13 protein-coding genes are annotated in these 11,986 nt (G+C 68.1%); 8 read left to right on the plus strand and 5 right to left on the minus strand.

What is annotated here, in order from left to right; all coding sequences use genetic code 11:
- Positions 1-45: 45 nt before the first annotated feature.
- From nifN to fdxB, 6 genes are all read left to right on the plus strand, one after another.
- A complete protein-coding gene (nifN, locus tag CKO31_RS23640; RefSeq protein WP_200242535.1) occupies positions 46-1,419 on the plus strand; it encodes a nitrogenase iron-molybdenum cofactor biosynthesis protein NifN in 1,374 nt (457 codons plus the stop codon).
- A 52-nt stretch (positions 1,420-1,471) separates the two neighbouring features.
- A complete protein-coding gene (locus CKO31_RS23645; protein WP_200242491.1) occupies positions 1,472-1,981 on the plus strand; it encodes a NifB/NifX family molybdenum-iron cluster-binding protein in 510 nt (169 codons plus the stop codon).
- A gap of 88 nt (positions 1,982-2,069) precedes the next feature.
- Complete coding sequence (locus tag CKO31_RS23650; protein WP_242475628.1) at positions 2,070-2,582, plus strand: SoxR reducing system RseC family protein; 513 nt, start codon at positions 2,070-2,072, stop codon at positions 2,580-2,582.
- Between the two features lie 120 nt (positions 2,583-2,702).
- Complete coding sequence (locus CKO31_RS23655) at positions 2,703-3,179, plus strand: NifX-associated nitrogen fixation protein (RefSeq protein ID WP_200242494.1); 477 nt, start codon at positions 2,703-2,705, stop codon at positions 3,177-3,179.
- A 145-nt stretch (positions 3,180-3,324) separates the two neighbouring features.
- Positions 3,325-3,537, plus strand: a complete 213-nt coding sequence (locus tag CKO31_RS23660; RefSeq protein ID WP_200242497.1) for a CCE_0567 family metalloprotein — start codon at positions 3,325-3,327, stop codon at positions 3,535-3,537.
- Between the two features lie 81 nt (positions 3,538-3,618).
- Entirely contained in the window at positions 3,619-3,927 is a 309-nt protein-coding gene (gene fdxB / locus CKO31_RS23665) for a ferredoxin III, nif-specific (RefSeq protein WP_200242500.1), read from the plus strand.
- 12 nt (positions 3,928-3,939) lie between these two features.
- Here the strand turns inward: fdxB and CKO31_RS23670 are convergent, their stop codons facing one another.
- Complete coding sequence (locus tag CKO31_RS23670; RefSeq protein ID WP_200242503.1) at positions 3,940-4,470, minus strand: histone H1-like repetitive region-containing protein; 531 nt, start codon at positions 4,468-4,470, stop codon at positions 3,940-3,942.
- 493 nt (positions 4,471-4,963) lie between these two features.
- Positions 4,964-6,583, minus strand: a complete 1,620-nt coding sequence (locus CKO31_RS23675) for a cation:proton antiporter domain-containing protein (RefSeq protein ID WP_200242506.1) — start codon at positions 6,581-6,583, stop codon at positions 4,964-4,966.
- A gap of 230 nt (positions 6,584-6,813) precedes the next feature.
- On the opposite strand from CKO31_RS23675, the gene fusA reads away from it, so the two are divergent.
- Both fusA and CKO31_RS23685 read left to right on the plus strand, forming a co-directional pair.
- Positions 6,814-8,862, plus strand: coding sequence for an elongation factor G (gene fusA / locus CKO31_RS23680; RefSeq protein ID WP_200242509.1), 2,049 nt, complete (start codon positions 6,814-6,816; stop codon positions 8,860-8,862).
- 192 nt (positions 8,863-9,054) lie between these two features.
- A complete protein-coding gene (locus CKO31_RS23685) occupies positions 9,055-9,351 on the plus strand; it encodes a PDDEXK family nuclease (protein WP_200242512.1) in 297 nt (98 codons plus the stop codon).
- 51 nt (positions 9,352-9,402) lie between these two features.
- On the opposite strand, the gene CKO31_RS23690 is transcribed toward CKO31_RS23685, so the two are convergent.
- From CKO31_RS23690 to CKO31_RS23700, 3 genes are all read right to left on the minus strand, one after another.
- Complete coding sequence (locus CKO31_RS23690) at positions 9,403-9,744, minus strand: hypothetical protein (RefSeq protein WP_200242515.1); 342 nt, start codon at positions 9,742-9,744, stop codon at positions 9,403-9,405.
- Positions 9,745-9,978: 234 nt separating this feature from the next.
- Entirely contained in the window at positions 9,979-10,398 is a 420-nt protein-coding gene (locus CKO31_RS23695; RefSeq protein WP_200242518.1) for a DUF2384 domain-containing protein, read from the minus strand.
- A gap of 276 nt (positions 10,399-10,674) precedes the next feature.
- Positions 10,675-11,598, minus strand: a complete 924-nt coding sequence (locus CKO31_RS23700) for a PDZ domain-containing protein (protein WP_200242521.1) — start codon at positions 11,596-11,598, stop codon at positions 10,675-10,677.
- Positions 11,599-11,986 lie beyond the last annotated feature (388 nt).

An 11,986-nucleotide genomic window follows, 5' to 3' on the forward strand; every position in this document is an offset into this window, starting at 1 on the left:
CCCCCGGTCACCCCCCCAGTCACGCCCCCGGCCAATCCTCCGGAAATCGTCAAGCGCAACAAGGCGCTGGCGGTAAGCCCGCTGAAGGCCAGCTCGACCCTCGGCGCCACCCTCGCTTTCCTGGGCATGAACCGCTCTCTGCCCATGCTGCACGGCTCCCAGGGCTGCACGGCCTTCGGCAAGATCTTCTTCATCCAGCATTTCCGCGAGCCCATGCCGATGCAGACCACGGCGCTGGACCAGGTCAGCACCATCATGGGCAGCGACGACGCCGTGGTGGAGGGGCTCGCCACCATCGCCGGCAAGCACGCGCCGGAGCTCATCGGCGTACCCACCACGGGCCTGACGGAGACCCAGGGCGCCGACATCGAGCGCGCGGTGGCCATGTTCCGGGCCAAGCATCCGGAGTACGACAAGATCGCCGTGGTGCCGGTGAATACGCCGGACTATGCCGGCAGCCTGGAGTCCGGCTTCAACGCGGCGCTCAAGGCCATGATCGAGCGCCTGGTGCCCAAGGCCAGCGCCTGCGGCACCCGCCCCGGCCGCCGCTGGCGGCAGGTGAACGTGCTGCCCGGTGCGCATCTCACCGTCGGCGACCTGGAGCACATCAAGGACCTGCTGGAGCGCTTCCGGCTGCGCCCGGTGCTGGTGCCCGACATCTCGGACTCCCTGGACGGTCACCTAGCAGATACGGATTACACCCCGCTTACCATCGGCGGCACACGCCTGGAGGAGCTCGAGCACCTCGGCGATGCGGTGGCGACCCTGGTGATCGGCGGCTCCCTGGACGGCGCGGCGGACGCGCTCGCCGCCCGCACCGGTGTGCCGGATCACCGCTTCCCGCACCTGATGGGGCTGGAGGCGATGGACGCCTTCATCACGACGCTCGCCGAGATCAGCGCCGAGCCCGTGCCGGAGCGCATCACCCGCCAGCGCAGCCAGCTCCAGGACGCCATGCTGGACGCCCACTTCGCCCTAGGCCAGGCCCGCTTTGCCGTCGCCGCCGACGGCGACCTGCTGGCGGCGCTGACACAGCTGCTGGCGGGCATGGGCGCCGAGACCGTGGCCGCGGTCGCGCCCACCAACGGCCCGGCGCTGAAGCAAGTGGCGGCGGCGTCCGTCAAGATCGGCGACCTCGAAGACCTGGAGCAGATGGCCCGCGCCGAGGGCGCCGAGGTGCTGATCACCAACAGCCACGGCGTGCACACCGCCGAGCGCCTGGGCATCCCGCTGCTGCGCGCAGGCTTCCCGCAGTTCGACATCCTCGGCGGCTACCAGCGCCAGTGGGTCGGCTACACGGGCACACGGGCGACGCTGTTCGAGCTCGCCAACACCGTGCTGGGGCTGCACAAGGGGGAGATTCACGCCTACCGCTCCAGCCTCAAGCAATGGCCGGCGGCGGAGCAGGACGCGGCCTGAGCGCCGGCGCGCCGACACCGGCCTTCGCACATCGCCACCGCGGGAGACGACCATGACGTTCGAACGCAAGCTCAGGATCATCGACGGCGGCGCGGCACCCCCCGCGGAGGCCGCCGGCGGCCTGGCCGACAGCGCCGAGCAGGTGCTCGTCGCCTTCGCCAGCGCCGACCGCAAGCATGTGGACCAGCACTTCGGCGCCGCCGAGGGCTTCGTCATCTACCGCGTCGGACCACACCGCTGTGAGCTCATGGAGGCCGCCGAGTTCGGCCGCCTGGACATGGACGGCAACGAGGACAAGCTCGCCGCCAAGATCGACGCGCTGGGCGACTGTGTCGCCGTCTACTGCCAAGCCGTGGGCGCCTCGGCCATCGGCCAGCTCAAGGCCCGCGGCATCCAGCCCCTCAAGGTGGCCCCGGACACGCGCATCAGCGGCCTGCTCCGGGATCTGCAGCAGGAGCTGCGCGAGGGGCCGAGCGCCTGGCTGGCCCGCGCCATCGAGCGGCGGGCACCCGGCCGTGCCGACCGCTTCGAGGCGATGGAGGCGGAGGGATGGACGGAATAGGAAGGGCTGAGGGCTGAGGGCTGAGGGCTGAGGACACCGCGCGACTCCCTCAGCCCTCAGCCCTCACCGAGGCAGTCACTGAATCCGCATGAGCGAGCCCAAACACGAGTCCAAATCGATGATCGAGCAAGAAGCCTCTGTTGTTGCCGTGGCCGACGGCGCCGCGCTGGTCGAAGTGCCGCGCCGGAGCAGTTGCTCCGGCTGCGGGCACGGCAGCAGCTGCGGGACGGCCACCGTCGCCAAGCTGTTCGGCAACCGCAGCGCCACGCGCCTGCGGGTCGTCGATCAGCTTGGCCTCGCCGCCGGCGAGCGCGTGGTCATCGGCATTCGCAGCCCGCTGTTGGTGCGCGCCTCGCTGGCCGCCTATCTGCTGCCGCTGCTGGCGCTGGTGGGCGCCGCCGGCGGCGCGGATGCCGCGGGCTTGGGCGATGTCGCCGGCGCCGCCACCGGCCTCGGCGGGCTCCTCGCCGGCCTCTGGCTCGCGGGGCTGATCACCGGCGGCAGCGGAGCCCGGGCGCGCTTCCGCCCGGTGCTGCTGCGCCGCGTCACAGGCACTGCCTCCATCACCATCGAGCCGCCGCACCCGACGGTGGCGGGGTGAGGGACCAGTGCGCGGTGCGCGGTGCGCAGTGCGTGCAGAGCCGCACCCCGTACCCCGCACCGCGCACTACGCACTACGCACTTCCCACTTCGTACTTCCCCAAACCAACCCAAAGCGACCATGACCGAAACCACCACCCCCAAAATCGCCGCAGACGACCCTGTCCTCGAAACCGCCTTCGGCCAGGAGATGGTGCGCCAGATGCGGGCCATCGACGCCTACGGCAGCACCGACAACCAGTCAGCGGCGGAGATCCTCGAGCCCTTCGTGCTCACCAAGGAAGAGAAGCGCGAGCTGCCCATCGTCGGTGACCCGGACGAGATCGTCATCGCCCGCATCCAGGTCTTCTACAACGCCATTGCCGCGCTCATCGAGCAGGAGTGCGGGCGCATGGCCGTGCCGCTGGTGAACCTGACCCACGAAGGCTTCGGGCGCGTGCTCATCACCGTCGGCAAGCTCGTGGTGCTGGACCGCAGCCTGCGCGACGTGCATCGCTTCGGCTTCCCGAGCCTCGGCAAGATGAAGGACGAGGCGGACAAGCACCTGTCCATCGCCATCGAGCTGGTGGGCGAGCATTCGGATGTAGCTGGATTGTAGGGGCGAGTATCGAGGTTCGAGTTTCGAGTAGCGAGTTTCGAGGTGCGAGGGACGAGGAGGACCGGACGTTCGACCACCCCCAGCCACCTCGCAGCTCGCTACTCGCCACTCGCCACTCGCCACTCGCCACTGGAGCAAAGCGACCATGACCGACGAAGACCTGAAAGCCCTGGAGAAGGCCGTGAAGAAGGCCAAGCGCATCGCCACCGAGCGCGCCGGCGAGCTACACGACTTGGTGGAGGAGCGCCTGCCGGCGGCCTACGAGGAAATCCCGGCCACGGCCCAGGCCGCCTACGAGGCCTGCCAGGCCTGGGCCGAGGCCAACGCCAAGCTCAAGGCCGCCGAAGCGACCACCTGATCTGCGAGCTTGCTGACCCCTAAGTTGCGGCACCACGGCCGACTCGACCGACGCCGCCCCAGCCCATCACCGGAGAGCGACATGAGCACCATCACCGGCTTGACCCGCGGCGGCGTCGAATGGACGCCGGCATTCGTCACGGCGCTGAATCAGAACAACTGCATCGGCTGCGGGCGCTGCTTCAAGGTCTGCCCGCGGGACGTCTTCGAGCTCGTCGACCGCGAAGATCTCGACCTGGATGACGACGACGACTTCGACGACGACTTCGACGAGGCGCCCGGCATGGTCATGAATCTGAAAAATGTCATGGACTGCATCGGCTGCGAGTCCTGCTCGCGCGTCTGCCCCAAGGGCTGCCTCACGCACGAGCCCCAGGCGCTGGCCGCCTAGGGAACGCCGGGCTCAGCTATCGCCTTCAGGCGGGGCCTGTTTCGTCGCTGTTTTCTTGGCGGCAGCCTGCTTCTTGACCGTCTTCTTTGCCGCGGTCTTCTTCACTGTCGCCTTCTTCGCGACCGTCTTCTTGGCCTCTGCCTTCTTGGTCGGGGCCTTCTTGGTCGCGGCCTTTTTGGCCGCCGTCTTCTTGGCAGGGGCCTTTTGCGCCGGCGCCTTCTTGGCAGGGGCCTTTTTTGCAGCGCTCCGCTGGCTGGGGGCCTGCTGGGCGGGAGCTGCCTGGGCGGGAGCTGCCTGGGCGGCCTGCTCGCCCACCGGCTGTGTCGGCTGTGTTGGCTCAGCGGGCGCGCCTGCGACGCCCGACGCTTGCTCCCGTTGAGCAGGTGCCGGCTCGGATGCGCCTGTCGGCTCAGACGGGGCTTCTTGCAGAGGCGGCGTATCCGCGTCGCTCAGTGGTGTGTCCTCGGCAGCCTTGTGCTGGGGTCTTTTCTTCGGCCCCATGCCGAACAATCCTTCCACCATCTCCTTCACTTGCTTGAACATGCTCGCCCCCTCTGTACTGCCACGCACGGCGACTGGCGATACCAGCAGCGTGAGCCGTCTGCGCCCGTCGCGCGCATGCTACCACCAGTGGCTCCGGCTGCGGCCATGCACGTGCGCGCGTCCGCCGCAAGCAGCAAGGGCCGTGGCAAGAACCGAGTCACAGCAGTAAGCAGGGGCTTCTCCGATGCTTGACAACACAACCTGGCATGGCGACCCGTCCGGAGGTTGACACCGACGGGCGTAGCATCGAGACCGATGAGCAGCGTTCCCCTCGCCTAGCCTGTAAGACTACTCTTTAGGCAAGGGTAAAGAAGAGTAAAGAAGCCCCCAGCGGCGCGGCGAGCCCGCCGCAGGGCTTGCGTGTTGGCAAACCGCAACCACCGATCCCTAGCTGTGCGTCCTTTGGCGGCCAACATTGGCCGCTTTTTTTTGCCTGGCGCAAACGCCCCGGCGCCCAACCGGGGCGACGGGGCCGTCAGCTCCTCGAGGCCGACTAACGCTGCGGCTCGGCGCCGCTCGCCTCCAGCTCGTCGAGCGCGAGCGTGGTGTCTGAGCAGACGTGCTGCGCGAGCCCGGCCCCCGCCTCGGCATACAGATTGAAGACCTGGTGCACGCCCGCAGCGCGCAGCGCCGCCTCATCGTCGGGAAATTTGGCAATGGCGCCGATGGTGCCGTCAAACCCCTCCTTGAGCAGGTGCTCTGCGGCGAAGACGTTCTCCGACGCCTTCGGCATGGCCAGCAGCACCAGCTTGATGTGGCCGTCGTCCAGGTGCAGCCGGTGCCAGAAGTCCGCATCCGTCGCCGAGCCCTGCACCACGTTGCGGCCGACGGCGTTCTGCTTGGCCACGCTGTCCGGATCGGCATCGACGCCCACCGGGCGCAGCCCGCGCTCCTGCACCAGAAAATCGTAGGCGCCGCCGCCGATACGGCCCATGCCGACGATCATCGCGTTGGCGTCTCCCGGATCGATCTCCAGCTCTGCGGCGATGCGCCGCTTGCGCTCCTGGCGACGCAGCCGCGGACTGAACAGCTCGTAGATGACATGGGACTGGCTGTTCAACGGCGAGGCGACGACGAATGACAACGCCAGGGTAATGGCGATGATGGCCAGCCAGTCCGGCGACAGCCAGCCGTTCTCGGCGGCGATGGCGGCGACGATAAGCCCGAACTCGCTGTAGTTGAACAAGGCGAGCGCGCCCAACAGCGCCGTGCGCGCGCGCAGCCGGAAGGCGAGCATTAGCTGCTCGAACAGGAAGCCCTTCAGCGGCAGCACCAGCAGTAACAGGATCACCGTCGGGATCATGTCCAGGCTCGGCGCCACCGTGAGCCCGATGCTCAGAAAGAACCCTACCAAGAACAGATCCTTGAGCCCGAGCAGCGCCTCGGCAAGCTCGCCGGACTTGGGGTGCGAGGCCACCATGACCCCCAGCAGCAGGGCCCCCAGATCGCCCTTGACGTCGACGAGCTGGAACACCTCGGCGCCGCCCAGGCCCAGCGTCAGGCCGAACAGCAGCAGCAGCTCGCCGTGTCCGGCGCGCTCCAGGAGCCAGCTCAGCACCGGGCGGGCGAAGACCAGTGCGAACAGCAGCACCGCCCACAAGCTCGGCACCTTGCCGGCGGAGAAGACCAGAAACACCACCGCCGCCAGGTCCTGCATGATCAGGATGCCGATGGCGATGGTGCCGTAGAGCGAGCCCATCTCGCCCTTCTCCTCCAGCACCTTCACTGCGAAGACGGTGCTCGAGAAGGTGAGCGCGAAGGCCAGCACCAGCGCCGGGCCGTACTCCATGCCGGCCAGATGCGGCAGGCCGAGCTTACCGACCGCCAGCAGCACCGGCACGAGCACCGCCACCATGCCTACCATGTGCAGCGCGGCGACGCCCCACACCTGCGGCGCCGCCAGGCTTTTCAATTTGAGCTTGAGCCCGATGGTAAACAGCAGCAGCGTGACGCCCAGCTCCGAGAGGGCCGCGATGACAGGGCCTTCCTCGGCACCCAGGCCATTGAGCATGAAACCGGCCACCAGATAGCCCACCAACGGCGGCAGCCCGTAACGTTTCGCGACGACGCCGGCGGCAAAGGCGACGGCAATCCAAGTGATGGCGTCGAACATCGATCGGGCTCCTCGGGGACCACGTACGGGGGCGGACTGCGACAAGGCGCCGCCGGGCTCGGCGGTCATGCTACAGGGGGACTTGACGCAAAGCACGGCCTGTGCCGATTCGCCGCAGTGGGCTGGCCCGCGTGACGAGACCGTTACGATATACTCGGAGCGCGTGGGCTAGCCTGCTGACAACGCCCACTGCCATCCCCGAAAACCGCTCAACGATCAAGGGTCAATCCATGTCCGAATACAACGCGGAGGACGTCCGCAACGTCGCCCTCGTCGGCCATGCCGGCGCCGGCAAGACCACGCTGGTGGAAGCACTGCTCGCCGCCGCCGGGGCCATCAAGGAGCCGGGCAGCGTGGACAAGGGCACCGCGGTCTGTGACTGGGACGACATGGAAAAGGAGCTCAAGCACTCGCTGGACGTCGGTATCACCGGCTTCACCACCCACGGCAAGCACATCAATCTGCTGGACACCCCGGGCTACCCGGACTTCCTAGGCCGCGCGCTGTCGGTGCTGAGCGCGGTGGAGACCACCGCCATCGTCGTCAATGCCGAGAACGGCATCGAGCCCCTGACCCAGCGCATGTGGAAGGCCGCGGACAAGCGCAACCACTGCCGCATGTTCATCATCAATCGCATCGACGCGGACGGCCTGGATCTGGATACGCTGACGGCGCAGATCCGCGAGGCCTTCGGCGCCGAATGCCTGCCCATCAACCTGCCGGCGGACGGCGGACAGCGCGTCATCGACTGCTTCTTCAACCCGTCCGGGGACGGCGCCGACTTCTCCAGTGTCGAAGAGGCCCACAGCCAGATCATCGACCAGGTGGTGGAGGTCGACGAAGACCTGATGGAGCGCTACCTGGAGCAGGGCCAGGCACTGAAGCCGGAGCAGTTGCACGACGCCTTCGAAGAGGCGCTGCGCGAGGCGCACTTGGTGCCCATCTGTTTTTGCTCCGGCGAGACCGGCGCCGGCATCCCGGAGCTGCTGGAGATCCTGGTGCGGCTGATGCCAAATCCCGCCGAAGGCAATCCGCCGCCCTTCATGAAGGGCGAAGGCGCCGAGCAGCAGCCGGTGAGCGTCGTGCCGGAGCCGGACAAGCACGCCGTCGCCCACGTCTTCAAGGTCATCAATGACCCGTTTCGGGGCAAGATCAGCCTCTTTCGCATCCATCAGGGGCGCATCACCACCAATGGCCAGCTCTACATCGGCGACGCACGCAAGCCCTTCAAAGTGAATCACCTGTATCGGGTGCACGGCGCCGACCTGATCGAGGTGGACGAAGGCGTGCCCGGCGACATCCTCGCCGTCACCCGTGTGGACGACATCCATTTCGATGCCGTGCTGCACGACTCTCACGACGAGGACCACTACCACCTCACCAGTATCGAGTGCCCGCTGCCGCTGTTTGGTCTGGCGGTGAACGTCGCCAAGCGGGGTGACGAGCAGAAGCTCACCGACGCCCTGCACAAGCTCGAGTCCGAAGACCCCTGCTTCCACGTGGAGCACAACGCCGCCGCCAACGAGACGGTCATGCGCGGCCTCGGCGAGCTGCACCTGAAGGTGCTGATGCGCCGCCTCTCCGAGCAATTCCACGTCGACATCGAGACCAAGCCGCCGAGCATCCCCTATCGGGAGACCATCACGAACAAGGCCGAGGGCCACCACAGACACAAGAAGCAGACCGGCGGCGCCGGGCAGTTCGGCGAGGTCTATCTGCGCATCGAGCCGCGCGGCCAGGGGGAGGGCTTCGAGTTCGCCGACGAGACCGTTGGCGGCTGCATCCCGAACCAGTTCATTCCCTCCATCGAGAAGGGCGTGCGCCAGGTGCTGGAAGAAGGCGCCATCGCCGGCTATCCGATGCAGGACGTGCGCGTGGCGGTCTACGACGGCAAGTCGCACCCGGTGGACTCCAAAGACATTGCCTTCGCCACCGCGGGCAAGAAGGCCTTCCTGGACGCCGTGGAGAAGGCCAAGCCTGCGGTGCTGGAGCCCATTGTCAAGATCCGCATTACCGCTTCGGACAACCACATGGGCGACCTCGCCGGCGACCTCTCCAGCCGCCGCGGGCGCATCCAGGGCAGCGAGTCCAAGAGCCGCGGGCGCATCGTCATCGACGGCGAAGTGCCCCTGGCGGAGCTGGAAGGCTATGAATCCCGCCTCAAGTCCATCACCGGCGGCGAGGGCAGCTACACCATCGAGCTGAGCCACTACGAGGCGGTGCCCGCCAACATCCAGAAGCAGCTGGCGGACGCCTTCCAGCGAACGAGTGACGAGTAACGAGGGGCGAGTAGCTAGGGGCGAGGGGCGAGCAACAAGGCTTTGCCGGCGCCTCGACCCTCGAAGCTCGGGCTCGCCCTCGGCGACCGGCTGCCCCGGGGTCCGGCACACATCGGCGTGCGGCCGGGGGCGCAAAGGCGTGGCACCGCTATACTCGGGCGCAGACACACACGCAGCGCCAGGAGACCGCAGATGCACCACCGCTCCGAGACGGTCGCCGACCATCAAGCCCGACGCGAGCCCCACCGCTGGAGCCGCGCCGAGTACGAGCGCATGGCCGAAGCAGGTGTCTTCGAGCCGAGTGCGCGACTGGAGCTGATCGACGGCGAGATCCTTGCCATGCCGCCCCAGAGCACGCGCCACTTCACCGCCATCCAGCTGGCGGAGGCTGCCCTGTCCCGGGCCTTCGGCACCAGCTATCACATACGCCCACAGGGCCCGCTCGCCGTGCCGACGGCCATGGTCCGAGTTGCGGACCTGCTGCCGTAGCTTGACGGCCCCGACGGACGTGCGGGCCCGTTACAGCGCTGTGCGGAAGGCTCAGCGACAGAGCGCCGTGCCCCAGTCCTCGTGCCCGCGCCCGGGCCGGCACTGCACCTGGCGGCCGGCCCAGGTGAGCTGCCAGCGGGTACCTTGCGGCTCGAATTCCAGGCGATGACGGCGAGCGCGCACAGAATCGTCCGGCAGCCCCACTTGGGTGAAGAGCACCACCTGCTGGTCCGCGGTTTTAGAGAGGAGCTCCACCGCTTCCGAGTAGTTGCCTTCCACCGGCTCGGAGATCCCGTAGAGGTCTTGCGCCAGCGCCATCGGATCGGCACCGACGGTGTCGCCGACGGGGAGCGGAACGGCCTCGAATGCGGCGCGGCCCGGGTCGGTGCTCATGGCTTCGCTCTGCGCGTCTTCGGGTGGGGCGGCGCAGCCTGCAAGCAGGACGGCGGTCAGCCCGAGGCCGATGGCGAAACGCCGAAGAAGCGCGCGGGACGGCGAGCGGCGCGAGAGTCTGCGATCGAGCACGGGCTGAGCCTCCATTTGGGTTTAGGCCATGCATGATAACGCAGCAGCCAGCCCAATCCCGCCTTGGCGGCGATAGCGGGAGCAGGAGCGCCCGGCGGTGCGTCAGCTGGCGGTGCTGTACTCGCTCTTGGAGCCGGTGAGGTCCCAGGCGAAGGTGCAGTCCAAGTGCGAGAGCACGGCGATGAGTCCGCTCTCGCCGTCTTCGACCATGACGGCGATGGGCGCCCGCTTGCCGAACTGCTTGTTGCCGCGCTTCACCCACATGTGGCGCATTTCGGGATTGCGCGGGAAGTAGGTGTGCAGTGCCTCCTCGATCCGCAGCAAATAGGCGACGCGGCGGTCGACATTCACATCCGCCGGGAAGGGCTCTTCATCGCGGAAGCGGGCCAGGTTGCGGGCCTTGACGCTATCGGGCAGCTGCAGCAGCTGGATCATGTCCTGGGCGCTCAGATTCCAGCTCTCCAGCATGCTCATGACCTTGCGGGTCATGCTGTGGCGTTCTTCGGCGGTGAGCTCTGTCATGGGCTTTGACCTTGGTTGGCGGTGGGCATCAGCAGCGGCGCGGTCTGCCGAGGACGCCGCTGGCCGACGCTGACCGGGTGAGCCGCGCGACGCGATGCCCCGCATATGGGCGGAGCCACGATCCGACGGGGCGCTCCCTTTGGAGCAGCCCGGCTAAGCCGCGGCGAGCGTTGAGTCTGTGTGTGGCAGCTGCCGGGGGACATGCAGGCGAAAACCCAGTATACAACCCGGTAATCGGTCCGCTCGGCGCAAGTCACCCCGACCCCTCCCGGGCCGTCAGCCGCCTGGCTCCACTCGGGCCGCATCCAGCCCGATGCCGATGGGCCCGCGCGGCAGCCACACCTCCAGCACCTCCCCGCCGCGGCGGACCGCAACGGGCACCAGCTCACCGCGGGCACCGGCACTGGTGGCCTCACGCAAATCCTGGAAGTCCAGCACCTGTGCATCCCCGTAGCGCTCAATGACATCGCCGGGCTGCAGCCCGCTCTCTTCGCCGGCAGAGCCCGGTATCACCGAATCCACGGCCACCCGGTTCGACTGGCCCGTCTCGTAGAGATAGCGGTCATAGGCATCGACGCCGATCTCATCCTCGATGGGCACCCGCTGCTCGTTGATACGGCGCAGCTCTTCCCGGTAGCGGGCCGACCCGAGCCAGCCATCGCGGGCCGCCTCGTCGCGGAGCTCGAGCCGCGCGAGCGACAGCTGCGAGCGCTGCCAGACGAGGTCGTCGGCCACATCCGGGGTCACACCGGCGCGCAGCAGCGCGTCTCGCTGCTCGGCGGGCGACGCCGGGCGCCGGCGCTGTATCTGCTCGGCCTCGTCCGACTCGGGCTCCGGCTCGCGCTGCTCGACCAGCGCGATGCGCTGGCGCAGCTCCGCGAGCTCAGCCTGCATGCGGCCCCAGCCGTCGGTAAGCTCTTGGATGCGGGCGGCCAGCTCGTCGGTCACCTCCGGAGACACCGCCGGCGGCTGCGGCTCGGCAGCGGGCTCGGCTTCCGGCTCGGGCTCGACCTCGGGCTCCGGCTCGCTGACTGCGGCCACATCCAGCGGCGGCGGTGCCGGCTCGGGCGCGGCCGCCGGCGCCGACACCGGCTCGGGCGGCGCCTCGCGCAGCACATCGGAGAGGACGGTGGCGCCGGTGAGCAGACCGGCGAAGAACGTGGCTGTGGCGGTGAGGATCAGTTGCGTGCGTTGCTGCATGGTGTGAGGCGTCTGGCGCCGTTGCGGATGATTCCATCCCGATGCGCTTTAGGCTGCCCGCGTTGCGGCATGTTCCGCAACCCCGGTGACCGACTCGGCACTCACGCTACCGCGGCGCCGTGCCGAAAAGGCCGACCGGTGGGCGCAGAAACTGTGGTGATGCAGAGAAAAGGGCTCGGAGAGTAAGCCTGGGCCTGGCCGCCGTTTAGGCAGAAGTTGGTGTTCTCAGTTTGCCGCCTGGTTTCCCGGCGGTGCCACAAGATCTCTGCCATGCGACGGTTCGGCGCCCGACTCCTCGCAGAACCGGACTTGGAGTGTTACACCATCCGGCTCCCAGTCTGAGTCTTCCACCAAGGGACGGGGTAGAGGTCGTGGACGATTCGAGCCC

The sequence above is a fragment of the Thiohalocapsa halophila genome (assembly GCF_016583825.1).
Lineage (GTDB): Bacteria > Pseudomonadota > Gammaproteobacteria > Chromatiales > Chromatiaceae > Thiohalocapsa > Thiohalocapsa halophila.

Coding starts and splice junctions, on each gene's coding strand:
- fusA (WP_200242509.1), top strand. CDS start 6,814: ATGTCCGAATACAACGCGGAGGACGTCCGCAACGTCGCCCTCGTCGGC.
- CKO31_RS23650 (WP_242475628.1), top strand. CDS start 2,070: ATGAGCGAGCCCAAACACGAGTCCAAATCGATGATCGAGCAAGAAGCC.
- CKO31_RS23655 (WP_200242494.1), top strand. CDS start 2,703: ATGACCGAAACCACCACCCCCAAAATCGCCGCAGACGACCCTGTCCTC.
- CKO31_RS23675 (WP_200242506.1), bottom strand. CDS start 6,583: ATGTTCGACGCCATCACTTGGATTGCCGTCGCCTTTGCCGCCGGCGTC.
- CKO31_RS23660 (WP_200242497.1), top strand. CDS start 3,325: ATGACCGACGAAGACCTGAAAGCCCTGGAGAAGGCCGTGAAGAAGGCC.
- CKO31_RS23690 (WP_200242515.1), bottom strand. CDS start 9,744: ATGAGCACCGACCCGGGCCGCGCCGCATTCGAGGCCGTTCCGCTCCCC.
- CKO31_RS23695 (WP_200242518.1), bottom strand. CDS start 10,398: ATGACAGAGCTCACCGCCGAAGAACGCCACAGCATGACCCGCAAGGTC.
- CKO31_RS23685 (WP_200242512.1), top strand. CDS start 9,055: ATGCACCACCGCTCCGAGACGGTCGCCGACCATCAAGCCCGACGCGAG.
- CKO31_RS23700 (WP_200242521.1), bottom strand. CDS start 11,598: ATGCAGCAACGCACGCAACTGATCCTCACCGCCACAGCCACGTTCTTC.
- CKO31_RS23670 (WP_200242503.1), bottom strand. CDS start 4,470: ATGTTCAAGCAAGTGAAGGAGATGGTGGAAGGATTGTTCGGCATGGGG.
- fdxB (WP_200242500.1), top strand. CDS start 3,619: ATGAGCACCATCACCGGCTTGACCCGCGGCGGCGTCGAATGGACGCCG.
- CKO31_RS23645 (WP_200242491.1), top strand. CDS start 1,472: ATGACGTTCGAACGCAAGCTCAGGATCATCGACGGCGGCGCGGCACCC.